This window comes from Cypionkella sp. (assembly GCF_030652235.1).
Taxonomy (GTDB): domain Bacteria; phylum Pseudomonadota; class Alphaproteobacteria; order Rhodobacterales; family Rhodobacteraceae; genus Cypionkella.
Window position 1 is genome coordinate 84,402 of sequence record NZ_JAUSBA010000042.1, and the last position, 24,188, is coordinate 108,589.

25 protein-coding genes and 1 pseudogene are annotated in these 24,188 nt (G+C 60.5%); 16 read left to right on the forward strand and 10 right to left on the reverse strand.

The window, feature by feature from the left end:
- Positions 1-49 precede the first annotated feature (49 nt).
- From Q7V03_RS14380 to Q7V03_RS14390, 3 genes are read left to right on the forward strand one after another with little or no spacing between them, the layout of a single operon-like run.
- On the forward strand, positions 50-556 hold the full coding sequence (locus Q7V03_RS14380) for an NUDIX hydrolase (protein WP_304926284.1): 507 nt from the start codon (positions 50-52) through the stop codon (positions 554-556).
- Between the two features lie 51 nt (positions 557-607).
- The gene (locus Q7V03_RS14385) at positions 608-1,042 is read left to right on the forward strand and encodes a DUF1178 family protein (RefSeq protein ID WP_304926285.1); all 435 of its coding nucleotides are present in this window, start codon (positions 608-610) and stop codon (positions 1,040-1,042) included.
- Positions 1,042-1,680, forward strand: coding sequence for an SDR family NAD(P)-dependent oxidoreductase (locus Q7V03_RS14390; RefSeq protein ID WP_304926286.1), 639 nt, complete (start codon positions 1,042-1,044; stop codon positions 1,678-1,680). Before Q7V03_RS14385 ends, Q7V03_RS14390 begins: the two co-directional genes overlap by 1 nt.
- 84 nt (positions 1,681-1,764) lie before the next feature.
- Here Q7V03_RS14390 and Q7V03_RS14395 read toward each other — a convergent pair whose 3' ends face one another.
- A complete protein-coding gene (locus Q7V03_RS14395; RefSeq protein ID WP_304926287.1) occupies positions 1,765-2,088 on the reverse strand; it encodes a 2Fe-2S iron-sulfur cluster-binding protein in 324 nt (107 codons plus the stop codon).
- 221 nt (positions 2,089-2,309) lie between these two features.
- Between Q7V03_RS14395 and Q7V03_RS14400 the strand changes: the two genes are divergently transcribed.
- From Q7V03_RS14400 to Q7V03_RS14410, 3 genes are read left to right on the forward strand one after another with little or no spacing between them, the layout of a single operon-like run.
- The gene (locus tag Q7V03_RS14400; RefSeq protein ID WP_304926288.1) at positions 2,310-2,843 is read left to right on the forward strand and encodes a peptidoglycan-binding protein; all 534 of its coding nucleotides are present in this window, start codon (positions 2,310-2,312) and stop codon (positions 2,841-2,843) included.
- Positions 2,840-3,481: an HD domain-containing protein gene (locus Q7V03_RS14405; protein WP_304926289.1), complete on the forward strand. Its 642-nt coding sequence runs from the start codon at positions 2,840-2,842 to the stop codon at positions 3,479-3,481. Before Q7V03_RS14400 ends, Q7V03_RS14405 begins: the two co-directional genes overlap by 4 nt.
- Positions 3,482-3,484: 3 nt before the next feature.
- Positions 3,485-3,931, forward strand: a complete 447-nt coding sequence (locus tag Q7V03_RS14410; RefSeq protein ID WP_304926290.1) for a hypothetical protein — start codon at positions 3,485-3,487, stop codon at positions 3,929-3,931.
- A 48-nt stretch (positions 3,932-3,979) separates the two neighbouring features.
- On the opposite strand, the gene Q7V03_RS14415 is transcribed toward Q7V03_RS14410, so the two are convergent.
- The 5 genes from Q7V03_RS14415 to rpiA all read right to left on the reverse strand — a co-directional run bounded on the left by Q7V03_RS14415 (position 3,980) and on the right by rpiA (position 10,069).
- Complete coding sequence (locus Q7V03_RS14415; protein WP_304926291.1) at positions 3,980-5,404, reverse strand: Do family serine endopeptidase; 1,425 nt, start codon at positions 5,402-5,404, stop codon at positions 3,980-3,982.
- Between the two features lie 339 nt (positions 5,405-5,743).
- Positions 5,744-6,643, reverse strand: coding sequence for a protease modulator HflC (gene hflC / locus Q7V03_RS14420; RefSeq protein WP_304926292.1), 900 nt, complete (start codon positions 6,641-6,643; stop codon positions 5,744-5,746).
- Complete coding sequence (gene hflK, locus Q7V03_RS14425) at positions 6,643-7,815, reverse strand: FtsH protease activity modulator HflK (protein WP_304926293.1); 1,173 nt, start codon at positions 7,813-7,815, stop codon at positions 6,643-6,645. The genes hflC and hflK overlap by 1 nt, the downstream gene beginning before the upstream one ends.
- Positions 7,816-7,902: 87 nt before the next feature.
- Positions 7,903-9,279: a glutathione-disulfide reductase gene (gene gorA, locus Q7V03_RS14430; protein WP_304926294.1), complete on the reverse strand. Its 1,377-nt coding sequence runs from the start codon at positions 9,277-9,279 to the stop codon at positions 7,903-7,905.
- 1 nt (position 9,280) lies between these two features.
- Positions 9,281-10,069, reverse strand: a complete 789-nt coding sequence (rpiA, locus tag Q7V03_RS14435; RefSeq protein ID WP_304926295.1) for a ribose-5-phosphate isomerase RpiA — start codon at positions 10,067-10,069, stop codon at positions 9,281-9,283.
- Positions 10,070-10,230: 161 nt separating this feature from the next.
- Here rpiA and Q7V03_RS14440 point away from each other — a divergent pair, with 161 nt between their 5' ends.
- From Q7V03_RS14440 to Q7V03_RS14455, 4 genes are all read left to right on the forward strand, one after another.
- On the forward strand, positions 10,231-11,559 hold the full coding sequence (locus Q7V03_RS14440) for an Nramp family divalent metal transporter (RefSeq protein WP_304926296.1): 1,329 nt from the start codon (positions 10,231-10,233) through the stop codon (positions 11,557-11,559).
- Positions 11,560-11,788: 229 nt separating this feature from the next.
- Entirely contained in the window at positions 11,789-12,427 is a 639-nt protein-coding gene (locus Q7V03_RS14445) for a glutathione S-transferase family protein (RefSeq protein ID WP_304926297.1), read from the forward strand.
- Between the two features lie 15 nt (positions 12,428-12,442).
- On the forward strand, positions 12,443-13,822 hold the full coding sequence (locus Q7V03_RS14450; RefSeq protein ID WP_304926298.1) for an L-serine ammonia-lyase: 1,380 nt from the start codon (positions 12,443-12,445) through the stop codon (positions 13,820-13,822).
- A gap of 216 nt (positions 13,823-14,038) precedes the next feature.
- Complete coding sequence (locus tag Q7V03_RS14455; protein ID WP_304926299.1) at positions 14,039-14,959, forward strand: DMT family transporter; 921 nt, start codon at positions 14,039-14,041, stop codon at positions 14,957-14,959.
- Here the strand turns inward: Q7V03_RS14455 and Q7V03_RS14460 are convergent.
- Entirely contained in the window at positions 14,916-15,572 is a 657-nt protein-coding gene (locus tag Q7V03_RS14460) for a thiamine diphosphokinase (protein ID WP_370651131.1), read from the reverse strand. The genes Q7V03_RS14455 and Q7V03_RS14460 overlap by 44 nt on opposite strands.
- Positions 15,573-15,715: 143 nt before the next feature.
- Here Q7V03_RS14460 and Q7V03_RS14465 point away from each other — a divergent pair, with 143 nt between their 5' ends.
- Positions 15,716-18,289 carry a hypothetical protein gene (locus Q7V03_RS14465; protein WP_304926300.1) on the forward strand — a complete coding sequence of 858 codons (2,574 nt, stop codon included), beginning with the start codon at positions 15,716-15,718 and terminating at the stop codon, positions 18,287-18,289.
- Positions 18,290-18,375: 86 nt separating this feature from the next.
- Here the strand turns inward: Q7V03_RS14465 and Q7V03_RS14470 are convergent, their stop codons facing one another.
- Both Q7V03_RS14470 and Q7V03_RS14475 read right to left on the reverse strand, forming a co-directional pair.
- Positions 18,376-18,627, reverse strand: coding sequence for a DUF2842 domain-containing protein (locus tag Q7V03_RS14470; RefSeq protein WP_304926301.1), 252 nt, complete (start codon positions 18,625-18,627; stop codon positions 18,376-18,378).
- Positions 18,628-18,696: 69 nt separating this feature from the next.
- Complete coding sequence (locus tag Q7V03_RS14475; RefSeq protein WP_304926302.1) at positions 18,697-19,989, reverse strand: adenylosuccinate synthase; 1,293 nt, start codon at positions 19,987-19,989, stop codon at positions 18,697-18,699.
- Positions 19,990-20,124: 135 nt separating this feature from the next.
- Here Q7V03_RS14475 and Q7V03_RS14480 point away from each other — a divergent pair, with 135 nt between their 5' ends.
- From Q7V03_RS14480 to Q7V03_RS14500, 5 genes are all read left to right on the forward strand, one after another.
- Positions 20,125-20,520, forward strand: a complete 396-nt coding sequence (locus Q7V03_RS14480; RefSeq protein ID WP_304926303.1) for a DUF6524 family protein — start codon at positions 20,125-20,127, stop codon at positions 20,518-20,520.
- Positions 20,521-20,568: 48 nt separating this feature from the next.
- The gene (locus Q7V03_RS14485; protein ID WP_304926304.1) at positions 20,569-21,090 is read left to right on the forward strand and encodes a hypothetical protein; all 522 of its coding nucleotides are present in this window, start codon (positions 20,569-20,571) and stop codon (positions 21,088-21,090) included.
- A gap of 3 nt (positions 21,091-21,093) precedes the next feature.
- Positions 21,094-21,474 (forward strand): VOC family protein, encoded by a 381-nt coding sequence (locus tag Q7V03_RS14490; protein ID WP_304926305.1) that lies wholly within the window; start codon positions 21,094-21,096, stop codon positions 21,472-21,474.
- A gap of 179 nt (positions 21,475-21,653) precedes the next feature.
- Complete coding sequence (gene secG, locus Q7V03_RS14495; RefSeq protein WP_304926306.1) at positions 21,654-22,073, forward strand: preprotein translocase subunit SecG; 420 nt, start codon at positions 21,654-21,656, stop codon at positions 22,071-22,073.
- A gap of 153 nt (positions 22,074-22,226) precedes the next feature.
- The gene (locus Q7V03_RS14500; protein ID WP_304926307.1) at positions 22,227-23,870 is read left to right on the forward strand and encodes a CTP synthase; all 1,644 of its coding nucleotides are present in this window, start codon (positions 22,227-22,229) and stop codon (positions 23,868-23,870) included.
- A 197-nt stretch (positions 23,871-24,067) separates the two neighbouring features.
- Here Q7V03_RS14500 and Q7V03_RS14505 read toward each other — a convergent pair.
- A pseudogene (locus tag Q7V03_RS14505) lies at positions 24,068-24,188 on the reverse strand (IS5/IS1182 family transposase); the annotation flags it as partial.

Consider the following 24,188-nt stretch of genomic DNA (forward strand, 5'->3'; position numbering starts at 1 on the left):
GAATGCGGCCCTGAAGAACCGCAGTTTATCAGGTACGCGTTGAAGGCCGATGCAGATGAATCAGATCCAACCCATAGCGCCTCTGGACGAGGCTGCCGTTCACCCGGATCAATACGGCGCGATCTGCTGGCGGATGCACCGCAGCAAGGTTGAGGTGTTGTTGATCACCAGCCGCGACACCGGGCGCTGGGTGATCCCAAAGGGTTGGCCAATGGACAATCGCTCTGCGTCCGAGGCGGCGCAGCAAGAGGCGTGGGAAGAAGCCGGCGTGCGCGGTGACATCGCCGAAACTGCTATCGGGATGTTCAACTATGTCAAACTTCTGACTTCAAAGCGCAGCAGCGAATGTGTGGTCAAAGTGTTTGCGCTGCGTGTCTCGAAACTTGTCGACAAATTCCCTGAACGCAAGGAACGTCGGCGCAAATGGTTTGCCGCCGAGAAAGCCGCCCGCATGGTGATAGAGCCGGAATTGCGCCAGCTGCTACTTGGGCTCAGCGCCAATCTTTTGGCCGAATTGCCCGAGCTTGGGGCCGAGCAAGCGCTTGCAACCACTTGAAAAGCGGCGCAGCCTGCTTAGGTAAAAATCCTACCCAGTTTTGGCCCAAGCATGATCAGCTATTCCCTTCAATGCAGCAATTCCCACGGTTTTGACAGCTGGTTTCAGTCTGCCGAAGGTTATGAAAGCTTGGCGAGCGCGGGGCGGATCAACTGTCCGATCTGCGGCGATAGCGCCATTGACAAAACCCTGATGGCCCCGGCAGTACGCCCCGCCCGCAACGCAGGCGAGGCCAGGGCCAAACCCAAACTCAGCGAACCCACCACCGAGCTGGAAGCCGCCATGACCGAGTTGCGCCGACAGGTCGAGGCGAACTCGGAATATGTCGGGCTGAACTTCGCCGCTGAAGCCCGCCGGATGCATGACGGTGAAATCGACCAGCGCGCAATTTATGGCGAGGCCAAGCCCGCCGAGGCCCGGGCTTTGATCGAAGATGGCGTGCCTGTGGCGCCCTTGCCGTTCATGCCACCCAGAAAGGCCAACTGATGACCACCTTGATCACAGGGGCCACCCGCGGCATCGGGCGCGCCCTGCTGCAGCATTACCAAGCGGCAGGTGCGGTGGTGATCGGCACTGCCCGCAAGCCCACGCCGGGGCTGTTCACGCTGGATGTGACCGACCCCGCAGGCCAGCGCGCCCTCGGCCAAAGCATTGAGACACTTGATCTTTTGATCTGCAACGCCGGGGTCTATCCAGATCGTGGCCAGCAGCTGGATGACGGTTACGCGCCCGCGCTTTGGACCGAGGGGTTCAACACCAATGTCGTCGGGGTGTTTCTGAGCGTACAATCCCTGCTGCCTGCCTTGCGGCGCGCGGGCGGCAAAATCGCGATCATCTCGTCGCAAATGGCGTCCGATACCACAGCCCCCGGCGGCAGCTATATCTACCGCGCGTCAAAGGCCGCAGCGCTCAACCTTGGCCGTAACCTTGCCAGTGATCTGAAATCGCAGGGCATCGCGGTGGGCATCTATCACCCCGGCTGGGTGCAGACCGAGATGGGCGGTGCGGGCGCGGATATCACCGAAGCCCAATCCGCACTGGGCCTCGCCGCCCGCTTTGCCGCCCTCTCACTGGCGACAACCGGGTGTTTTGAGACTTGGGACGGCCGGGCGCATCCGTTCTAAGCAGAACGTCGAAATTCATAGAAAGACGAATTTAATTGGGGGCTCGCCCCCAAACCCCGAGAGTATTTCGAAAAGAGCAAATACTCAGATCTGCTTTTGCGGCATCAGCACGCGCAGACCGTCCAGCGCATCACTGACCTTGATCTGGCAGGTCAGACGCGACGTTACCGGATCGGGATTCCATGCGAAATCCAGCATATCTTCTTCCATTGCGTCCTTCTTGGGCAGCTTATCCACCCAAGCCGGGTCGACATAGACGTGGCAGGTTGAACAAGCGCAGGCCCCGCCGCAATCGGCTTCAATACCCGGGATGCCATTGTCGCGTGCGCCCTCCATCACCGTCAAGCCGTTCGAGACGTTGACCACATGTTCCTTGCCACCAAACTCGACGTAAACGATCTTCGCCATGCTATTTTCCCTGTTTCTTAATACCCAACGGCTCTGACGCCGACATAGGCCAAAGTCACAGCCTTTGCCAGTGCAGCACCGTCACAGTTCGGTGCAATTCCGTCACCCCCGCCGATCCCCTGCAAGGCCCCAGCGGCCAAGCATCTTTGCACAGCCGCCATTTGCGGTTAAGCTGGACCCCAACAGGGCCCGGAGCAAACGGGGCGCAATACGGGCATGGCATGATTTTTCGTCTGATTTTTGGCTGTGCTCTGATTTTGGCTGGCTGTACCCAGCAGGTCTCGGTAACGGCACCCGCCGTAAGTAACCTTGGCATCGAATTGATGCGCCTGAAGGAAGGCCAGCAACCACCGCAGTCTGAAGGTACGTGCTGGGCAAAAGACACCACCCCCGCCGTGATTGAAACCACCACCGAACAGCTTGTCGTCACGGATGAGCAACGCGATGCGCTGGGAAAAGTGACCTCTCCCGCCACCTATCAAACCAAGACCCACCAGCGCCTGCTGCAAGATCATGAAGAGGTCTGGTTCCGCGCGCCCTGCCCGCAAGACATGACGGTGAACTTCGTCGCCACCCTACAACGCGCCTTGAAGGCGCGTGGGCTCTATATAGCACCGGTCACCGGAATGATGGACGCAACCACCTCCGAAGCGGTCCGGCAGTTTCAAGCCGATCGCGGCCTCGACAGCCCGGAACTTTCGCTTTCCGCCGCCAAAGAGCTTGGCATCATCGCAACGGATGTCTCAAAAATATGACCCATTCAGCCACCCAATCCCGCTACGAGGCCGAAGTCGCCCGGCAATGGTCCGCGCATCCTGCCGATGGCGCGCATGATCTGGGCCATCTGCGCCGCGTCTGGGCGCGCGCCAAGCTGATCGCGATGGATGAACCCTGCGATCTGGACATCTTACTGGCGGCTTGCATCTTCCATGATCTGGTCAACCTGCCGAAATCCCACCCCGAGCGCGCCCGCGCTTCAACGCTGTCCGCTGAAGCCGCCGGCCATTTCCTGCGCTTGGATGGCTTCCCCGAGGCCAAACTGTCTGCCGTCGGCCATGCCATCGCCGCGCACAGCTTTTCTGCCGCAATCACACCCGTAACAGCCGAAGCCCGCGTGCTGCAAGACGCCGACCGGCTGGAGGCTCTGGGCGCGATCGGCATCGCCCGGATGTTTCATGTTTCGGGCGCGATGGGTGGCGGGCTGTTTGATGCCGAAGACCCGATGGCGCTGCACCGCCCGCATGACGACCGCGCCTTCGCGTTAGACCACATTGAGACCAAACTGCTGAAACTGGTCGATACCATGCAGACCGCCCCCGGTCGCGCCATGGCCATCGAGCGCGCCGACTGGATGCTGTCGTTCCGCACCCGCCTGCTGTTTGAGATTGGCTAAGCGATGCGGACCCGGCTTTCCCTGCGTTTCATGCTTGTGTTGGTGCTGACCGCCGCCGTCACCATCGCCTTGCTGACCATGTTCGAGGCGGTGATCCGCGCCCAACTCAGCTTTGGCACCGCCCTGATCGTCGTGCTGCCGCTGCTGGTCGCCGCGCGATCTTGTGGCAGCACTTGGGTCACCCGTCACCAAACACCCGCCGGGATCAAACCCGTGCTGGCCTATGGTGCATGGTTTGCCCTGCTCGCCTTGATCATCTTCCTGCTACACGGCATAGCGCTGCGGCTGTGGATCGGGCAAAATCTGGCTGAGACGGCGCAGATGTTGACCCAGCGCCCGCTGACGATCCTGACCGTCGCGGGCCTCAGCTACGCCACCTGCGCTGTGATCACCAGCACCGGCTTCGCCTTGGGCGCGCGTGCGCAAACCCGCTTGCTGCCGCGCAAATAAAAAGGCGGCAGGTTTCCCCGCCGCCCGTTCTTCTCAAAGCCCAAACGCTTATTCGACCGACAGCGCGACGAATCGCGGATCGCCCTCGCGCCGCACCAAGAGCAAGATCGACTTGCGCCCCGCCGCTTTGGCTTCTGACAGACGGTCTTGCAGATCGCTGATGCTCAGGATCTTCTGCTGCCCGGCTTCGACAATCACGTCGCCCGGACTAACCCCCTTCTCTGACGCTTCAGACGCAACATCGACATGCGTCACCGCAAGCCCGGTCGCCCCGGCAGGCAGCTTCAGATCCTTGGCCACCTGTTCATCCACTGGCACCAAAGTCAGCCCCAGCACTTCGGCTTTTTGCGGCTCGACCGGAGTATCCTTCTGCGCCGCAGGCACCGGCTTGCCAGCCTCATCGGTTTCCCGGCGCCCCAGCTTGATCTGCAAGGTCTGCTGCTTGCCATCGCGCAGCACCACGGCGGGCACTTCCTCGCCAATCGGGCTATCCGCCACCGTCCGCGTCAGGCTGCGCACATCGGTGATTTCCGTGCCGTTAAAGGTCAAGATCACGTCGCCCGCCAGCATCCCGCTGGCCTTTGCCGGGCCATCCGGCACATCGGTGATTAAGGCACCCTTGGCCTCGGTCAATCCCATCGCTTCGGCCACGTCAGGCGTTACATCCTGAATCCGCACACCCAACCAGCCGCGCCGGGTTTCGCCGAACTCTTTCAGCTGATCCACCACGTGCGCCACCACGTTCGAGCCCATCGAGAAGCCGATGCCAATCGAGCCGCCAGTCGGCGACAGAATGGCGGTGTTCACCCCCACAACCTGGCCTTCCATATTGAACAGCGGTCCGCCCGAGTTGCACTTGTTGATCGCGGCATCGGTCTGGATAAAGTCGTCATAAGCGCCGCTCAGCTCACGCCCACGCGCCGAGACGATCCCGGCAGACACCGAAAAGCCCTGCCCCAGCGGGTTGCCCATCGCCATGACCCAATCGCCGACCCGCATCGCATCCGAATTGCCAAACGCCACGAACGGCAGCGGCTCGGGGCTTTCGACCTTCAGTAAGGCGATATCGGTCTTCAGATCCGTACCGACAAGCTTGGCCTTCAGTTTCTTGCCCGAGAAAAACTCAATCTCAATGTCATCCGCGCCCTCGATGACGTGGTTGTTGGTCACAATGTAACCGTCCGCCGAGATCACAAAGCCCGACCCCAAAGCCTCCGAGCGTTGCGGCTCGTTGCCACCTTGGCCGTTCTGGTCCATGAAATCTTTGAAGAAATCCTCAAACGGCGAGCCCGGCGGCACCATCGGCGCGCCATCGGTGGCAGAGGCTATCATCGAAGACGTGGTGATGTTGACGACCGAGGGGCTGATTTGCTGGGCCAGATCGGCAAAGCTGTCGGGTGCGCCGAACGCCAGTGCCTGATGCGCAGGCCCAGCGGCCAAAGCCATCGACAGACCCAAACCCAGGGCCAGCATCAACCTGGGACGCTTTGGAGTGGCGATTGCTGGAACAGTCAGCGCGCGCCCACTCAAAACATTACGGGCATTGATAAGTTGAAGCACGTCCGAACTCCTTTTCGTAGTGCGGGGCGCGATCCACATCGCCCGCCGCATCGGAACATATCCGCATATTCATTTAGGGGCCAAAATACGCAATGCAAACCAGATCGCGCCGCCTCAACCCTACGTGAATGAATTTGTCACCTGCGTGAAGCTGCGTGCAAGCGGCATCGGCACATTGCACCAATCCTTGCCGCAATGAAAAAGGGCCAGCGCAGACGCCAGCCCTTTCAAGTTTATCAGTCCCAGTCCCCGCTACGGCTGTGCCGCAGGCGCAGCCGGGGCCGCAACCGGAGGCTTCTCGCTGCGCAAATACTCAAAGAACTCGCTGTCCGGCTGCATCACCATCGAGGAATTCCCCGGCTGCAACGCCCGCTCATACGAGGTCAGCGACCGGGTAAAGGCGAAGAACTCGGGGTCTTTGCCGAAGGCTTCAGCATAGATCGCGTTGCGCTTGGCATCGGCCTCACCGCGGATCACTTCGGCCTCTTTGCTGGCCTGCGAGACGATCTCAACCTTAGAGCGTTCCGCCGCAGCCCGCACGCGCTGGGCGGCCTCGTTACCACGGCCGATCTCATCCGCCGCTTCGCGATCCCGCTCTGCCCGCATCCGCGCAAAGGTGGCTTCAAGGTTTTGTTCGGGCAGATCGGTGCGCGTCAATCGCACGTCAATCACATCCACCCCAAGCCCCGCCGCCTTGGCGCGCGAATTGTCGCGGATCTGGTTCATCAGCGAGGTACGATCTTCCGACAATACCTTCTGGCTGTTCACCCCGCCCAAAACCTCACGGATTTCGGCATTGATGATCTTGTCAAGGTTGCTGCGCGCAGCTTCAATGCCACCCGAACCAACTGCACGCCGGAACGCTTCCAGATCAACGATCCGCCAGCGCGCAAACGCATCGACCACCAAACGGCGATCATCCAGCGGTGTGACTTCCAAAGGCTGCGTCGGCAGGCCAAGGATGCGGTCGTCGTAACGGTAAACCTCCTGCACGAAGGGGATTTTGAAGCCCAGTCCTGGCTTGTCCACCACTTGCTTCACTTCACCAAACTGCAGGACCAGCACTTTTTCGCGCTCGTCGACGATGAACACCGAAGACATCAGCAAGGCACCTGCAAGGATCAGGCCGGGAAGAATATAGATCGCACGCATCAGTTCGACCCTCCGGTTGCGGTTGCAGGTTTCGCCAGACCCTCCAGCGGCAGATAGGGCAACACACCCTGTCCGTTTTCGCCAGAGACGCCATCCAGGATCACTTTGTTCATGCCACCCAGCACTTTCTCCATCGTTTCCAGATACATCCGCTTGCGCGTCACTTCTGGGGCCTTGATGTATTCGGCGTAGATCGACGAGAAGCGGCTGGCTTCACCTTCGGCGTTGTTCACCACTTGCGCCTGATAACCGCGCGCGTCTTCCAACAACTGCGCCGCTTGCCCGCGTGAGGCCGCGCCAATCGTATTGGCATAGGCGTCAGCTTCTTTTTCCAACCGATCCCGCTCTTGCTGCGCCGCCTGTACTTTGCGGAAGCTGTCGATGACTTCGCGCGGCGGGTCTGCCTTGTCGAAGTTCACCCGGATCACGTTGATCCCGGCGTCATAGCTGTTCAGCGTGCCCTGAATGGCCGAGGTCACTTCCGCAGCAATCACGCCCCGATCGCGGTTCAGCACCGGCGACAATTCCGAGCGCGCAATGATATCGCGCATCGCAGATTCGGAAACCGCGCGAATAGTGTCTTCCGGGTCGGCGAGGTTGAACAGGAACTTCGATGGATCAGCGATGTTCCAGACCACCTGAAACTCAATATCGACGATGTTCTGATCGCGAGTCAGCATCAGCCCATTGTCCAATTCGCCCGCCACGCCGTTGCCAATATCGGTGGTGCGCTGCTTGCGCGCCTCAACGATTTCAGCCGTCATCACCGGCCAAGGCGCAAAGTGCAGACCTTCTTCGGTCACACCGCTGAACTTGCCCAGCATCAGTGTCACCGCTTGTTCTTCAGGCTTGACGGAATAAGCCGAGGACCAGACCCAGACGCCCAGCGCCACGATCACGCCCAGCGCGATACCCTGCTTGCTGAACATCGGCCCAAGTCCACCCGCACCCGCAGGCCCGCGACCATTGCCACCACCGCGCCCGCCCATCAGCACCCGCAGATGTTCTTGGCCCTTCTTCATCAGCTCATCAATTTCCGGCATCTGCGGACCCTCGCCCGGTCTGCGCCCACCCGGACGCTGCCCCGGACGGTCGCCCTCTGGCCGCTGGCCATTCCGGTCATCCCCACCAGAACCGCCATTTCCGCCCCAAGGGCCGCCACTACCCGCCATTGATTAACCTTTCGATTTGTTACCTTGATGGTGAATTGGGCATGAATGGTGCGGAAATCAAGCAGATACCCGGCGCAAATTGCCGCATCAGACCACTCTTACCGGCTTTCGCATCGTCACCAGTTCTTCCGACACCGTCGGATGCACCGCCACCGTGCGGTCAAAATCGGCCTTGGTCGCCCCCATCTTGATCGCAATCGCCGCAAGCTGGATCATCTCGCCCGCCCCCGGCCCGACGATATGACAGCCCAGAACGCGCTGGCTGGCCTGATCCACAACCAGTTTCATCAACACCCGAGCCTCTGTCCGGCCCGCAAACAAGCTGCGCATGGGTCGGAAACTGGCTGAGAATATCTCAATCGGGCCCCGACCTTCAGCAGAATTCTGGCCAACAGCCGCTTGCTCGGACAACCCAATCGAGCCCAATTCCGGCTGCGTGAACACCGCCGAGGCAACCAGTTCGTGATCGGCCTTGGTCGGCACGCCGCGAAACACCGTATCGGCAAACGCATGGCCCTCGCGGATCGCCACTGGCGTCAGATTGATCCGATCCGTCACATCCCCCACTGCATAGATCGAGGGCACTGCCGTCTGGCTCCACTCATCCACCAACACCTGCCCGCGCGCGCCAATGCCAACGCCCAAAGCCTCAAGTCCCATCCCGCCGGAATTGGGCTTACGGCCCGTGGCATACATCACCAGATCAAATTCCCGCGCCGCACCATCGGTGCCCTGCACTGAGATGCCGCCCGCCACCTTTTCCAGCCGCGCCACATCCACACCGCAATGAATATCAATCCCGCGCGCCACCATCGCCCCCGCCACCATCCCGCGTGCCTCATCATCAAAACCGCGCAAAATCGCAGCGCCGCGATACATCATGGTCACCTGCACGCCCAAACCACGCAGGATACAGGCGAACTCAGAAGCAATATAACCGCCACCCACCACCAACGCCCGCTGCGGCAAAGCCTCCAGTTGGAACATCTCATTAGAGGTCACCGCCAACTCACCGCCCGGCACCTCCGGCACAAAGGGCCGCCCGCCGGTGGCCACCAGAATATGCTTGACGCTGAATTCCTCTCCCGAGGCCAACCGCACCCGATGCGGATCGACCACCGCCGCGCGCGCATCATAAATTGTCACCCCCGCGTTCAAAAGCGTGCTGCGATACGCGCCTTCCAGCCGATCCAACTCAACGTCCAGCGCGCCGCGAAACCGCCCCCAGTCAAACACCCCCACCGAAGCATCCCAGCCATAAGCCCGCGCATCCGCCACCGCCTCGGGCATTTCCGAGGCAAACACCATCAGCTTCTTGGGCACACAGCCCCGGATCACACAGGTGCCTCCCATCCGGCTTTCCTCGGCCAGCGCCACCTTCGCACCACCCTCAGTGCTCGCAATCCGCGCTGCCCGCACCCCACCAGAGCCACCACCGATGACGAAAAGATCGTAGTCGAACACGTTATTCCCCTAAATCAGCAAAGATATTATCCGTCGGTGCGAATATAATCAGATCATCCGTTTCCGACCCCGAGTTGATATCCCGCACCGTCACCCGGCCATCGCCGTGGCCGATGATCACAATGTCACAGATATCTATGAACAGCCCGTTTTCAACCACACCCGGAATTTGGTTCAACACCAGTGCCAACTGACGCGGGTTGCCGATCCGCTTCAGATGCAGGTCCAGAATGTAGTTGCTCTCATCCGTCACCAACGGCCGGTCGCCATTCATCCGCAAGGTTACATCGCGCGCCAGCACATCCATCGACACCAGCATTTCCTCGACCAAGGCTTTCGAGGTCTGCCAGCCAAACGGAATGATCTCAATCGGCAGTGGAAACGCCCCCAACTGCTGAACTTCCTTCGCCGCATCCGCGATGACGATCATCAGATCGGACGCGGTCGCCACAATCTTTTCCTGCAACAAAGCCGCCCCACCGCCCTTGATCAGCGCCAACTGCTGGTCAAACTCATCCGCGCCGTCAATCGTCACGTCTAGCCATTTCGCCTCATCCAGCGAGGTGACATGAATGCCAACCTGCCGCGCCAACTCGGCAGTGCGGGTCGAGGTCGGCACCCCCACAATCTTCAACCCCTCCTCGCGCACCCGCTCGCCCAGACAGCGCACCATCCACGCGGCGGTCGATCCGGTGCCCAACCCCACCTTCATGCCATTTTCAATGAAATCTACCGCGCGTTTGGCGGCGACGAACTTGGCTTTGTCGATGGGGGAAAGATCGGCTGGCATCTGGTTTCCTCAGTCTGATGCGCCCGGTGGGGCGGGGTCCTTGGGCTGTTGCGCCCTTATAGGCAAAGCAAGCCGAGGGAGCGAGAGGGGAATCACTTGGCCCTTGACAGACGCATCCGCAAAGCTAAATTGCGAATAATTCTCAATATCAGAAAGCTGCCATGTCCTCCCCGTTTGATCTCACCTCCGACTGGAAGAAGCCGCGCGGCGATGCCGCCCTCGCCGATGTCCATCGCTCGATACAACTGCCGAAAGGCACATGGCGCCGCTTCGCCGCATTCCTTGGCCCGGGCTATCTGGTGGCAGTGGGCTATATGGACCCCGGCAACTGGGCGACCTCGCTCGCGGGTGGTTCCAAATTCGGCTACACCCTGCTGGTGGTGGCGCTGGTTTCCAACCTGATGGCCGTCGTGCTGCAATCGCTCTGCGCTCGCCTTGCCATCGCTTCGGGCCGCGATCTTGCGCAAGCCTGCCGAGACGCCTTCCCGCGTTTCATCAGCATCCCGCTCTGGCTGGCGGCTGAAATCGCCATCATCGCCACCGACATCGCCGAGGTGATCGGCACCGCCATCGGCCTGAACCTGCTGTTCGGCATCCCGCTGGAACTTGGTGTGCTGATCACGGCGCTCGACGTGTTCCTGATTCTGTGGCTACAAACCAAGGGCTTTCGCTGGCTAGAGGCCTTCATCATCACCCTTCTGGGCGTGATCGCGGTCTGCTTTGGCCTGCAAATCGCCATGGCTGACCCGATCTGGTCAGATGTGATCAAGGGCTTCGCCCCCACCACCGAGATCCTGCGCAACCCCGAAATGCTGTACCTCGCACTTGGCATCCTTGGTGCAACCGTCATGCCACATAACCTGTATCTGCACTCGGCCATCGTGCAAACCCGCAATTACGGCGACACAATCGAGGAAAAACGTGAGGCGCTGAAATTCGCCACCATCGACTCGACCGTCGCTCTAACTTTCGCTTTGCTGATCAACGCCTCAATCCTGATCCTCGCCGCATCCGCCTTCCATACCACGGGCCAGACCGAAGTCGCCGAACTGGGCGATGCCCACCAACTGCTGGGGCCGCTGCTCGGCTCTGGCATCGCGCCCTCCCTCTTTGCCATCGCCCTGTTGGCCTGCGGGTTGAACTCCACCGTCACCGCCACCCTCGCAGGCCAAGCCGTGATGGAAGGCTTCCTGCAAATCCGCCTGCCACCATGGTTGCGCCGCCTGATCACCCGCGCCATCGCCATCGTCCCCGCCGCCGGAGTCACGCTCTATTACGGCAGCTCAGGCACCGGCCAACTGCTGATCCTGACGCAAGTGGTGCTGTCGCTGCAACTCTCCTTCGCCGTGGTGCCTTTGGTGATGTTCACCGCCAACCGCGCCAAAATGGGTGCGCTCGCCGCCCCGCGCTGGCTGGTCGCCTTGGCCATCCTGATCGCAGTGGTGATCATCGCACTGAACTTGAAACTGCTGTGGGATTTCTTTGGCTAGCCCTGACAAGGCGCGCCCCCTCCTGTTCCCTAAAATTTACCTAAAATTTGCTTTCAGACTGGCTTAAATATTTCACGGGGGTGCGGGGTGTGAAACCCCCGCGAACCTTTCCGCCAAACATGCTGCTGCAGAACCAACGCCCCTCCGCCGCTGCACACCAAATAGTGTCGGTTTTCGCATGGTATCCCTCCCACCTTCCGCCATACTGCCGCGTAATGAGGAGCCCGCGATGTATATCCTGCACCACACCCCTGACTCGGCAGCCCTGATCGTCCGATTGGTGCTAGAGGAACTCGGCCTGCCCTATGAAATCGCCCCGCTCGACCGGGACGGCGGCGCGCTTGACAGCGCCAGCTACCGCAAACTGCAACCCCTGGGCAAAGTCCCCGCGCTGGAAACCCCCGACGGCACAATGTTTGAGACTGCCGCGATCCTGCTGCACCTGTCCGAGATCGCGGGTAAACTCGCGCCCGCCCCGAACACCCCCGAGCGCGGCCAATTCCTGAAATGGCTGTTCTTCACCTCCAGCAACCTGCATCCAGTGGCGATGAACTACTACTACCCGCACCGCGTCGCAGGCCAAGAAAACGCCGAAGCCGCCAAGGCGCATGCCAGCGCCACACTGAAGTCTCTGATGCAAACCCTTGAAGATATGGTTGCCGTTGCGGCCCCTGACTGGCTCTCAACCTCGCCGTCCATCCTTGGCTATTACATCGCCGTGCTGATGCGCTGGCTGTCCGAGCCTTGCCCCGCCAAGGACTACCCCGCCTTGCATAAAATCCTGCTTGCCTTGGAAACCCGCCCCGCCGCTATCACTTGCGCGCAGGCCGAAGGTTTGGGCAACACGATGTTCTCGAACCCTTATTGATCGGACCCAAGCCTCATGTTCCTCTCGGTTTTCGACATGTTCAAAGTCGGCGTCGGCCCGTCCTCGTCGCACACCATGGGCCCGATGGTCGCCGCCGCCCGCTTTCTGGACCTGATGCGCGCCTCGCCGTTCAAATTCGGCGGCGTCAAAGCCTCGCTGCACGGCTCGCTTGCCTTCACCGGCATCGGCCATGCCACCGACCGCGCCACCATACTGGGCCTCGCAGGCTTTCACCCCGCCACCTATGACGCAGCCAAAGCCGACACCGTGCTCGCGGCAATCACCGAGACCAACACCATCCACGCAGACGGCCTACCGCCTTTGCACTTCAATCCGAAAGCCGATCTGACTTTTGATTATGGCCCTGCTTTGCCCGGCCATGCCAATGGCATGGTGCTGAAAGCCACCGACGCCCAAGGCGACGTGATCTTGCAGGAAACCTACTATTCCATTGGTGGTGGCTTCGTTCTGAGCGCTGGAGAGTTGACAGAGGCAGGCGCGGGGAAATCCAAGACCAAAGCCGATGTCCCCTACCCGTTCGAGACGGGTGATGAAATGATGGCGATGGCGAAAGCCTCTGGCTTAAGCATCGCGCAAATGAAACTCGCCAACGAGCTGAAATTCCGCAGCAAGGCCGAGATCGACCACGGCATCGCCCGGCTGTGGCAAGTGATGAACGACTGTATCTCGCGCGGCATGGAAGGCACCGGCATCCTGCCCGGAGGGTTGAAAGTGCGCAGGCGTGCCAAAGGCATCCATGATGCCCTGCTGGCCGAGCGCGGCTTGAACATGACCGCACCCCACACCATCAACGACTGGATGAGCCTCTATGCGATGGCGGTAAACGAAGAAAATGCCGCAGGTGGCCAAGTCGTCACCGCGCCCACCAACGGCGCGGCTGGCGTGTTGCCTGCCGTGCTGCGCTACTACCTCGACCACGTCCCCGGCGCATCGACCGCGAAAATCGCCGAATTCCTGCTGACCGCCTCTGCCATCGGCGGGCTTTGCAAACACAACGCTAGCATTTCCGGCGCGGAATGTGGTTGCCAAGCCGAAGTAGGCTCTGCCGCCGCCATGGCCGCCGCCGCCCTCGCCGCTGTTTTGGGCGGTACAGTCATGCAAGTTGAAAACGCCGCCGAAATCGCGCTGGAGCATCACCTTGGCATGACCTGCGATCCGGTCGCGGGGCTGGTGCAAGTCCCTTGCATCGAGCGCAACGGTCTGGGTGCGATCAAAGCCGTCTCGGCAGCCTCGCTGGCCCTGCGCGGTGATGGCGAACATCTCGTGTCCTTGGATGTCTGTATCGAAACCATGCGCCAAACCGGCAATGACATGCATGAGAAGTATAAGGAAACCTCGCTCGGCGGCCTTGCGGTCAACGTGCCGAACTGCTGAGAGGGTGATCTGGTCGAGCCGCAAAGCGGCAAGGGTTTTCCCTTCCCCCGGCTCGCGCCGGGATGAAGGGGCTGCCGCCGCGATGGAATTGAAGCCGTGCGCGTCGGGTTCGGGACGTTTTTGAGTATTTCCAAAAGAGCAACTCCCAGACCCACAGCGGCATCCAAGGTCGCTTTCAGACAGGACGCCTGCCGCCCGCCCGACTAGCCATGCGCCATGAACAATGATCGCATCCTTCGTGGCATCCTGCTGATGCTGGCCTTTTGTGTGATGGCGCCGCTGCTCGACACCGCCTCAAAACTCGCCACCACCGCGATCCCTATCGGCCAGATCACCACCGCCCGCTTTCTGGTGCAAGGCGCTTTAATGCTGCCCGTGGCCCTGCTGATGCGGCTGCCTTTGCAGATGAATGGCAAAACCGCCGCCCTGATCACCTTGCGCGCAGTGTTCCTGATCGCCTCGACCTATGGTTTTGTCGCAGGTGTTCAGGTGATGCCGATCGCCGACGCCCTCGCCATCGTGTTCATCGAGCCGTTCATCCTGCTGATCCTTGGCTACTTCCTGTTCGGCAACCCGGTCGGCCCGCGCCGCATCGCAGCCTCCATCGTCGGCTTTGCCGGCGCTTTGCTGGTGATCCAACCCTCGCTCATGCACTACGGCACTGCCGCGCTCTATCCACTGGGCACCGCATTCAGCTTTGCCTTCTACATGCTGATCACCCAAGCCATCGCCACAAGGATGCATCCGGTGACCCAACAGTTACACACCTCGATTGCCGGAAGCCTGCTCTGCCTGCCGATCATGCTTTGGGCCGATGGCACGGGCATCATCGAACTGGATCCGGTGATGCCGCAGGGTCTGAACTGGCTGTGGTTGTTCGGCGTCGGCTTTTGGGCGGCGGCAAGCCATATGTGCATGACCGTGGCGCTGAACTGCGCCCCTGCCTCTACCCTCGCGCCGCTGCACTATCTGGAGATCGTCACCGCCGTCGCCTTGGGCTATCTGGTGTTCGGTGATTTCCCCAATGCGCTGACTTGGGCGGGCATCGCGATCATCGTCGCCTCGGGCCTGTATATCATCCACCGCGAGCGGATCACGCTACACCAAGCCCGCTCAGTGCTGCCGCCAGAGATTTGATTGGCAAGATCACCAGCATCTTCTGCGCCGAGAACCGCAACTCCACCGGGCCTGACACTTCATTCGAGGTGCCGATCATGCCATCGGGCGCGAAATCCAAGCCCTGCAACGGCCAGCGCAAGCCTTCGCTTTCCCCGGTCACCTGCGCCATAGGAAACAGCGAAAACCGCGAACCCAATGGCAAATTCAACCGCATCTGCAAAGGCGCCAGAAAGGTCACATCCTGCGGCGACAGCACCAGACAGCGCTGATCGGCTGCGCGCACCAAAGCGTTCAGCACCGCCAAACTATGATCTAGCCGCGCCCCTGCGAATCCTATCCCCAGCACGAACGGCGCGTGAATCGAGCGCAGAGCCTTGTCGAAATCGGTCGTGATTTGTTCCTCAATCGGAAACAAACGTCCCGCCAGACGCGCCTGTGCTGCAGCACTGATCGAATCGAAGTCACCAATCACCGCCTCGGGCTCGACCCCCAGTGCCAAAAGCCGGTCCGCGCCGCCATCGGCCCCAACAATCCTTGGGGCAAACCGCTGCGCACGGGCAAGCTGCGCTTTGTCGAACGGCCCGCCGCCCGCCAAAGTTACCCCGTGCAAAGAGTCGACAATCACTTGCATAATCCCGATACTGTTCTTCTAATTGCGGCACTAACCCCGTGCGGTGAACACAATCAATCCTTCAAATTACCCTGTTCTGTCCACGGAATTGAACAAATCGCAGTGCAGGTTGGCGACGTGAACTTTGTAAAGGCGGCATCCCGATGATCGGTGCAAGTAAAATTCTTACCGTATCTTATGGAACTTTCAGCTGCACGCTGGAAGGGTTCGATGAGCCTTTCAACACCATGAAGGCGATCGCCGAATATTTCCGTGATCTGGCCGCAGAAGACCGCTACTTTGGCGCTGAACCGCCCACTCCCGATGCCGCCATGCTGCACCGCATTGCCGAGCGGGAAATTCAGCGCCGGGTTGAGGCGAAAATCCAAGACAATGGCGTGATCCTGCGAGCGGGTGATGCTGTAGCGCCTGCGCGCGGCGCCCCGATTGCCGCCCCAGCCGTCACCCACGCTGCGAACGTGGATGCCAATGGAGAATCCGTCGCCGAACGCCTGTCCCGTCTGCGCGCCGCCCAATCCGCTTCGATAGCTGCCGAACCCACCATTCACCACATCGCCGAAGCCGCCGCTATCGCCGACGACAGCTATAGTGAAGATCAACACTCCGATGATATCCTGGCCAATATGGCCGCTTTGGCTGCGCCTGAATCTCACTCGGAAACACCTGTCGAAGCGGATGCACCCGAGCCGCACTACGTTGCCGAATCCGACGATCTGATCGGGAAAAACAACACATCTGATCACCAAGATGCATCAGAGACCAAAGTCGAGCCACAATATCTTGCCGATCTCGCCGCGTTGAATGCGCCAAACGCCGACGCAGCCCCCCTTGATGACGTCCCCCTTTACACCGCAGCGGACGCCAGCGCAGCTTTGCCCACAGCCCAAGACGGGTATGACGAAGACCCTGCCTTGCAGAACGACAGTTCTGCCGATCTTGCCGCCGCCTTCGCAGATGATCTGCCCGCAGCCGAGAGCCTGACCAGCGCTGAAAGCCTGATCGCCATCGAAGACCTTGTGATCGAAGACACAAGGACCGAAGACTTTGCAGCGGCTGTGCAAGACGCGCCCGCCGCCGAAGATTATGACAACGAAATCCTCGCTGATCTGTTGCCCGAACACGATCCGATTGCCGAAGCGGCGGCCTATGCCGATGAAGACATGTTGGCCACGCTGGGCGCGCTGATCGCCGAAAACGATCAAATCCAGCCTGAGACCAATGCCGTTGCGTCTGTTTCCGAGCCGCTGACCGCGGTTACCGAAGCTTTGGCAGAAGATCCTCTGCCAGAAGCGGTTGACGCAGCAGACGTCGATGCGCAAGATGATATCCTGCTTGCCAGCCTGCCCGCAGCCCCGGAATCTACCCCGAAAGTCGCGGCAGCCCCTGAAAGCCAGCCGAAACCAGAATCCCAGGCCGCAGCCGCCGCTTTCCCAGAAGCCGCCAGCGCACCCGGTGAAAAAATCCAGCGCGCCCGCGCCCGCGTGATCAAAATCCGCCGCGTCGATGCACCGCGCGCGCCCGAAACGCCTCAAGCCGAACCTGCTCAAACCGCGCCGCAAACCTCGCTGCTCTCGCCCGAGGCCGAGGCAGCACTACAAGCCGAACTCGCGGCCCTTGAGGCTGAGGTCCCGGCGGCATCCGCCCCGGTGCGCCCGACCCGCCCCGTGCGGCAACTGACGCCGCGCCCGCTGGAAACCAGTTTTGACGACGACGATCAACTCGCCGCCGCTCTGGCCGACGCGCCAATCGCAGCAATCCTGCCCGAAATCACCTCCGCAGCGGACGCCGTTGCAGCCTTGCTGGCTTCTACAACGCCCGCAGAAGCTGAAACCGAAGCCCAACCGCAGCCGACCCATCACGCCGAGGGTCGCAAACTGCTGGAAACCGAATCGGATGACGATGCGGTCACCCGCCTGATGGCCGCGACCAATTCCGCGATGGACGATGAAGAAAGCCGCCGCCGCCACTCGGCGATCTCGCATCTGAAGGCCGCCGTCGCCGCGACCGAGGCTGAGCGCCAAATCAAAGCCGCCAGTCCCGGCCATTCGCAGCCTGATCGCCAAGACATCTACCGCCATGATCTGGAAAGCGCTGTCCGCCCCAAGCCCGTCGACAGCAGCATTGAGACCCGCGCCGCCGCCAACGCCGAACGCCTGACGCCGCTGGTTCTGGTCTCAGAACAGCGAATCGACCGCGCCAAGCCTACCGCCGCCGTCTTTGTGACTCCCGCGATCCAGCCCACCTCAGCCCCGGCCACCCCTCGCGTGGTGATGCCGGTGCGCCCGCGCCGCGTCAGCGGTGCTGCCAGCATGGCTGCAATGCAAGCGATGCCCGAGGAAGATAGCCTGATCGGCGATGCAACTGACGATCTGGACGACGAAGACATCCTCACCGCCGAAGATGACAGCAATTTCTTCGCCGAGGGCCAAAACTTCACCGATTTTGCCGAGAAACTTGGCGCGCATTCCTTGACCGAACTTCTTGAAGCCTCAGCCGTCTATTGCACACAGGTACTAGGCCGCCCGAACTTCAGCCGCCCCTTGGTGATGCGTCAGCTGGAATCCCTGATCGACAAGCCCGATCACCAACGCGAAGACTGTCTGCGCGCTTTCGGCACCCTGCTGCGGCAAGGTCGCATCGCGAAAATTAAGCGTGGCCAATTTGCCATGACCGAGCGTTCGCCCTTGCTGGCGGAAGCGCTTCGCTTTACCGCGTAAGTCAAGAGAACAGGGCCGAGGCTGCCACTCGTGCCCCACAAAACAGCCGGAACATTGGGGAATGTTCCGGCTGTTTTCATTTCTGATCAAGATTTGCGATCAACTGGCGCATCAGGCACCGGTTTTGCCTCAGGATCGGGCTGCCCGACGCCCAGAAACACCGATCTGAACGGCAATATCCACGCCACACCCAACAGCAGGTAGGCCGGAACCTCGGCCCAAATCGGCAGGCGATCAATATTGTCGATCAGATTGACCGCCACCACGACATAGATCGGCATCCCGACCAACAGGATCAGCAAAGACCACCGCTTTCGGGCCTTGTAACTCAGCGCCATCGCACCCTCCTGAAACCAAAACGCCCCCTGCTTCGTCGCAAGGGGCGTGTGGAAAACTAAGCTGAAAGATCAATCCGCAAAGGGATCGGTCACCAGAATCGTATCATCCCGCTCAGGGCTGGTCGACAACAGCGCCACCGGACATTGGATCAACTCTTCAATCCGCCGCACATACTTGATTGCAGCCCCCGGCAGATCCGCCCAAGACCTAGCACCTGCGGTGTTCTCGCTCCAACCTTCCATTTCCTCGTAGATAGGCTGGCAACGTGCCTGCTGATCGGCAGCGGTCGGCAGATAATCCAGCCGCACGCCGTCCAGATCATAGCCCACACAAATCTTCAGCACCGGAAAACCATCCAACACATCCAATTTGGTCAAAGCAATCCCCGACACGCCGCTGGTCGCACAAGTCTGCCGCACCAGCACCGCATCAAACCAGCCGCAACGCCGCTTACGCCCGGTCACGGTGCCAAATTCATGGCCCCGCTCGCCCAAACGCGCGCCATCGGCATCGAACAGCTCAGCCGGGAACGGGCCTTCGCCCACCCTGGTCGTATAGGCCTTCACGATGCCCAACACGAAATCAATCGCCGTCGGCCCTAACCCCGTGCCCGTCGCCGCCTGCCCCGCGATCACATTCGAAGACGTCACAAACGGATAGGTCCCGAAATCAATGTCCAACAACGCGCCCTGCGCGCCCTCAAACAAAATCCGCTTACCGGCCTTGCGGGCCTCGGTCAAAACCTTCCACACCGGCTTTGCATAGGGCAAAATCTGCGGCGCAATCGCCCGCAGCGCTTCCAGCAGCGCAGCACGGTCAATCGGCGCAATCCCCAAGCCCCGACGCAACGCATCATGGTGACCCATCAAGCGATCCACACGGGTTTCCAGCGTCGACTCATCGGCCAGATCGGCCACCCGAATGGCCCTGCGTCCCACTTTATCCTCATAGGCCGGCCCAATCCCGCGCCCGGTGGTGCCGATCTTGGCGACCCCCATCTGACCTTCCCGCGCCCGATCCAACTCGCCATGAATCGGCAGGATCAGCGAGGCATTCTCGGCAACCATCAGGTTTTCGGGGCTAATATCAACGCCCTGCCCACGCAGCTTGTCGATCTCGGTCACCAGATGCCAGGGGTCAACCACCACACCATTGCCGATCACGCTCAGCTTACCACCGCGCACAATCCCCGAGGGCAGCAGCGACAGCTTATAAACCTTGCCGTCAATCACCAACGTATGCCCGGCGTTATGCCCGCCCTGAAAGCGCGCAATCACATCGGCCCGCTCTGAGAGCCAGTCGACGATTTTCCCCTTACCTTCGTCACCCCATTGGGCTCCGACGACGACAACATTGGCCACGACATATCCTTCGCGTTTTGGAAAAACCGCGCGATCTATAGCGACACACGCGCCGCGATGAAACCGCTAAATCACGTGTGCCGCTGGACAGGCCGCCGCAGATACGCCACCAAAGACCAAATTAAGGGGGAAACCATGGGCATTATCCTGCGCTGGCTTGGAGCATTTCTGTTGCTGTCTGCCACCTACAACCCGACACAGATCAACTTCACCCGCTGGGCCGAGGCAAACTGGCAGACCCAAATGCCGCTTACGCTCCTGCTCGGCCTGCTGCTCGGTGTCGGCTACATGATCTACATCGGCGCCACCCTGCGCTCGATCGGCACCTTCGGCATCCTGCTGGTCGGTGCCATCGTAGCAGCCTTGGTCTGGGTGCTGATCGACTATCAGATCTTCACCCTGCAAAACCCCTCGCTTAACCTCTGGCTCGGCATCCTCGCGCTTTCGGTGGTGCTCGGCATCGGCTTGTCATGGAGCATCATCCGCCAGCGCATCTCCGGTCAGGCGACGGTGGATGAGGTGCAGGAGTAATACCCAATCTACTCACCTCACTAACGCTGACAAGTTAAAGGTCTATGAATGCTTAAAAATACACTCGTCGCGATTTCTGCCGTCACCTCACTGGCATTTGCGTTTGCTGCATACTCTACAGGTCAGAAATCCACGGCTCTGGAAGTCCTGCTGGATGACAAAATAAAATCCCTTGCAGCTTTAGAAGCTGAAAAGACCCAGCTCACAGAAAAAGCGGCGGCCCTGCAAGCCAAAGTGGACCAATTCGAAACAGAGGCCGAGGCACGCGCTGCTGCCGTAGCTGCGCTGAATGCAGCTACGGTAAGCGAAGCAGATGCCAAAGAATTTGGAGACCCGTGCCGTGCTTGGATCGCGCGCGAATTTGGTGACAAAGACAGCCCTGCTCTGACACTGCTGACGACCACGATGTCTGACTCTTGGACAAAAAATGGAATGCTCGTGTTCGAAATTGCTACGCCCTCAAGCCTCGGCGGCAGCAGCAGTATGTATCTTTGCGTGGTAGACAAGGAAAAGGGCAGTATGTTCAAGCCAAGCGCCTTTGAAACAAGCAACTGGCGTCGAGGAAACTGACAAATGCTGCTCTACATCACCCTCGGCACCAACAACCTTATCGCTGCCAAACGCTTCTACGACGCCACCCTTGCGCCCATCGGCCTGCATTTCATGGGCGAATACGATGGCGAAATCGGCTATGGCCCTACCCTTGCCGAAAACCCGCTGGTCTGGATCAACCGACCGTTTGACGGCAACCCCGCCACCATCGGCAACGGCTCAATGCCCGCCTTCGCAGCCGCCACGCGCAGCGCCGTCGATGCGTTCTATAAAGCCGCACTCGCCCACGGCGGCCGCGATGAAGGGCCCCCCGGCCTGCGCTACAGCCCGAACTTCTACAGCTGCTACGTCCGCGACCCCGACGGCAACAAACTCTCCGCCGTCTGCACCGCTTCCGAATAACGCGCTGCCTTAACCATTCATCTTGGCAAAAATACTCCCGCCGGAGGCTGCTTTTGCCAGCCTAAGGTGCCTCCGGCTGGGATATTTAAGCACAGAGGATGACCAAAAGCCCCGAAGGGCTTGCACGCCTGACTGCATCCGCCTAGATAGGCCGCGACCTCTTAGAAAGCCCGGCCCGCATGGAAAACGTCGTTCTCACCGTCCACCTCATCCTCGCTTTGCTGTTGATCGGCGTGGTGCTGCTGCAACGGTCGGAAGGTGGCGGGCTTGGCATGGGCTCCTCGGGCGGGGCAATTTCGGGCCGCGCGGCAGCCACCGCCTTGGGCAAAGTCACTTGGGTGCTGGCCGCGATCTTCATCGTGACCTCCATCACCATGACCATTCTGGCCTCGCGCTCTGCCTCGACCGCTTCGGTGATCGACCAGATCGGCGCGGAACAACCCGCCGCGAAGACCCCGGCCCCTGCATTGCCTGCGGGTGGTGATCTGCTGCCGCCGTCGAATGACGGCAGCCCCGCGGCGCCTCCGGCCGCCACCGCACCCACAACGCCTCCGGCAGCCCCGGATGCCACAGCCCCTGCGGCTCCGGCCTCAAACTAACACCAACTGTTGCAGCGCAACACCGCCAACCGACAGCATCTAGCGGTCGGGTTGCGCTCTCGCTTTGCTTAAGCTATTGCTCAACTCCCGTGATGCTCTGATTCCAACGCTGCGAATCAGAGCCGTTTTAACCAAATTCACGGGGGCCCCCACATGGCACGCTATATCTTCATCACCGGCGGCGTGGTGTCCTCGCTTGGCAAGGGCCTCGCCTCCGCCGCCCTTGGCGCACTGCTGCAAGCCCGCGGCTACACCGTAAGATTGCGCAAACTCGACCCCTACCTGAACGTCGACCCCGGCACGATGAGCCCGTTTGAACATGGCGAAGTTTTCGTCACCGATGACGGCGCCGAAACCGACCTTGATCTGGGCCATTATGAGCGCTTCACCGGGGTCTCCGCCCGCCAGACCGACAGCATCTCGTCAGGGCGCATCTACTCCCCCGTGCTCGAGATAGATCGCCGCGGCGACTACCTCGGCAAAACCATCCAAGTCATCCCGCATGTCACCAATGAGATCAAAGATTTCCTGCGCATCGGCGACGAAGAAGTTGATTTCATGCTGTGCGAAATTGGCGGTACCGTTGGCGATATCGAGGGCCTGCCTTTCTTCGAATCCATCCGCCAGTTCATCCACGAACGCCCGCGCGGACAGTCGATCCTGATGCACCTCACCCTGCTGCCCTACCTCGCGGCCAGCGGAGAGCTGAAAACCAAACCCACCCAACACTCGGTCAAAGAACTGCAGAGCATCGGTCTTGCCCCCGACGTGCTGGTCTGCCGCTCCGAACACCCGATCCCCGACCGCGAGCTGGAAAAGATCTCGCTGTTCTGCAATGTCCGCAAAGAACACGTCATTCCGGCCTATGATCTGAAAACCATCTACGAGGCCCCGCTCGCCTACCACCGCGCGGGCCTGGACCAAGCCGTGCTGGATGCGTTCGGCATCACCCCCGCCCCCAAGCCCAACCTTGCCCGCTGGATCGACGTGATGGACCGTCTGACCCATGCCGAAGGCGAGGTCCGGGTTGCCATTGTCGGCAAATACACCCAGCTGGAAGACGCCTATAAGTCGATCGCCGAGGCCCTCACCCACGGCGGCATGGCCAACCGCACCCGCGTCAAAGCCGAATGGATCGACGCCGAAATCTTTGAACGCGAAGACCCGGCCCCCTATCTTGAAAACTTCCACGCCATCCTTGTTCCGGGTGGCTTTGGCGAGCGCGGCACTGAAGGCAAAATCAAAGCCGCCCAGTTCGCGCGCGAAAAGAAAATCCCCTATCTCGGCATCTGTTTGGGGATGCAAATGGCGGTGATCGAATCCGCCCGCAACCTCGCAGGCGTCACCAACGCCGGATCGGAAGAATTCGACCACGAGGCTGGGGCCAAACGCTTCACCCCCGTCGTCTACCACCTGAAAGAGTGGATCCAAGGCAACCACGTCGTCGCCCGCAAAACCACCGACGACAAAGGCGGCACCATGCGGCTGGGCGCCTACACCGCCGCCCTCACCCCCGGCAGCCACGTCGCCCAAATCTACGGCACCACCACGATTGAGGAACGCCACCGCCACCGCTACGAGGTCGATGCCAAATACATCACCGAGTTGGAAAAATGCGGCCTGATCTTCTCCGGCATGAGCCCGGATGGCCGCCTGCCCGAGATCGTCGAGGTCAAAGACCACCCATGGTTTATCGGCGTGCAGTTCCACCCGGAACTGAAAAGCAAACCGTTCGCCCCGCACCCGCTGTTCGCGGATTTCGTGCGGGCTGCGAAAGAGGTTGAGCGGTTGGTGTAGGACAGGCAGAAATGGACAAACTCAGAGCTCACGCTGAAATAAAGCGCCATATTAAACTGGCAGAAGAATTTGTGAGTAAGATCGGCATTGCACAGAACTCGGAAGAACTACGAAATTCCTGGGAGGGCTTTCTCTCAGAGTTTGCAAGGTCAATGGGTAGAATTATAAAATACTCAACTAGGCTCTGGACTCATTGATCATATCCAGAAGATGACGATGGCCGCGATGGCGATAGCTGACATGAAGGTGTGGGCGCAGCGGTCGTAGCGGGTGTGGATGCGCCGCCAATCCTTCAGCTTGCCAAACATGTTCTCGATT

Bases quoted from the DNA above. Each gene is read 5' to 3' on its own strand.
- Q7V03_RS14380 (WP_304926284.1), top strand. From the start codon at position 50: ATGCAGATGAATCAGATCCAACCCATAGCGCCTCTGGACGAGGCTGCC.
- Q7V03_RS14385 (WP_304926285.1), top strand. From the start codon at position 608: ATGATCAGCTATTCCCTTCAATGCAGCAATTCCCACGGTTTTGACAGC.
- Q7V03_RS14390 (WP_304926286.1), top strand. From the start codon at position 1,042: ATGACCACCTTGATCACAGGGGCCACCCGCGGCATCGGGCGCGCCCTG.
- Q7V03_RS14395 (WP_304926287.1), bottom strand. From the start codon at position 2,088: ATGGCGAAGATCGTTTACGTCGAGTTTGGTGGCAAGGAACATGTGGTC.
- Q7V03_RS14400 (WP_304926288.1), top strand. From the start codon at position 2,310: ATGATTTTTCGTCTGATTTTTGGCTGTGCTCTGATTTTGGCTGGCTGT.
- Q7V03_RS14405 (WP_304926289.1), top strand. From the start codon at position 2,840: ATGACCCATTCAGCCACCCAATCCCGCTACGAGGCCGAAGTCGCCCGG.
- Q7V03_RS14410 (WP_304926290.1), top strand. From the start codon at position 3,485: ATGCGGACCCGGCTTTCCCTGCGTTTCATGCTTGTGTTGGTGCTGACC.
- Q7V03_RS14415 (WP_304926291.1), bottom strand. From the start codon at position 5,404: ATGCTGGCCCTGGGTTTGGGTCTGTCGATGGCTTTGGCCGCTGGGCCT.
- hflC (WP_304926292.1), bottom strand. From the start codon at position 6,643: ATGCGTGCGATCTATATTCTTCCCGGCCTGATCCTTGCAGGTGCCTTG.
- hflK (WP_304926293.1), bottom strand. From the start codon at position 7,815: ATGGCGGGTAGTGGCGGCCCTTGGGGCGGAAATGGCGGTTCTGGTGGG.
- rpiA (WP_304926295.1), bottom strand. From the start codon at position 10,069: ATGCCAGCCGATCTTTCCCCCATCGACAAAGCCAAGTTCGTCGCCGCC.
- Q7V03_RS14440 (WP_304926296.1), top strand. From the start codon at position 10,231: ATGTCCTCCCCGTTTGATCTCACCTCCGACTGGAAGAAGCCGCGCGGC.
- Q7V03_RS14445 (WP_304926297.1), top strand. From the start codon at position 11,789: ATGTATATCCTGCACCACACCCCTGACTCGGCAGCCCTGATCGTCCGA.
- Q7V03_RS14450 (WP_304926298.1), top strand. From the start codon at position 12,443: ATGTTCCTCTCGGTTTTCGACATGTTCAAAGTCGGCGTCGGCCCGTCC.
- Q7V03_RS14455 (WP_304926299.1), top strand. From the start codon at position 14,039: ATGAACAATGATCGCATCCTTCGTGGCATCCTGCTGATGCTGGCCTTT.
- Q7V03_RS14460 (WP_370651131.1), bottom strand. From the start codon at position 15,572: ATGCAAGTGATTGTCGACTCTTTGCACGGGGTAACTTTGGCGGGCGGC.
- Q7V03_RS14465 (WP_304926300.1), top strand. From the start codon at position 15,716: ATGATCGGTGCAAGTAAAATTCTTACCGTATCTTATGGAACTTTCAGC.
- Q7V03_RS14470 (WP_304926301.1), bottom strand. From the start codon at position 18,627: ATGGCGCTGAGTTACAAGGCCCGAAAGCGGTGGTCTTTGCTGATCCTG.
- Q7V03_RS14480 (WP_304926303.1), top strand. From the start codon at position 20,125: ATGGGCATTATCCTGCGCTGGCTTGGAGCATTTCTGTTGCTGTCTGCC.
- Q7V03_RS14485 (WP_304926304.1), top strand. From the start codon at position 20,569: ATGCTTAAAAATACACTCGTCGCGATTTCTGCCGTCACCTCACTGGCA.
- Q7V03_RS14490 (WP_304926305.1), top strand. From the start codon at position 21,094: ATGCTGCTCTACATCACCCTCGGCACCAACAACCTTATCGCTGCCAAA.
- secG (WP_304926306.1), top strand. From the start codon at position 21,654: ATGGAAAACGTCGTTCTCACCGTCCACCTCATCCTCGCTTTGCTGTTG.
- Q7V03_RS14500 (WP_304926307.1), top strand. From the start codon at position 22,227: ATGGCACGCTATATCTTCATCACCGGCGGCGTGGTGTCCTCGCTTGGC.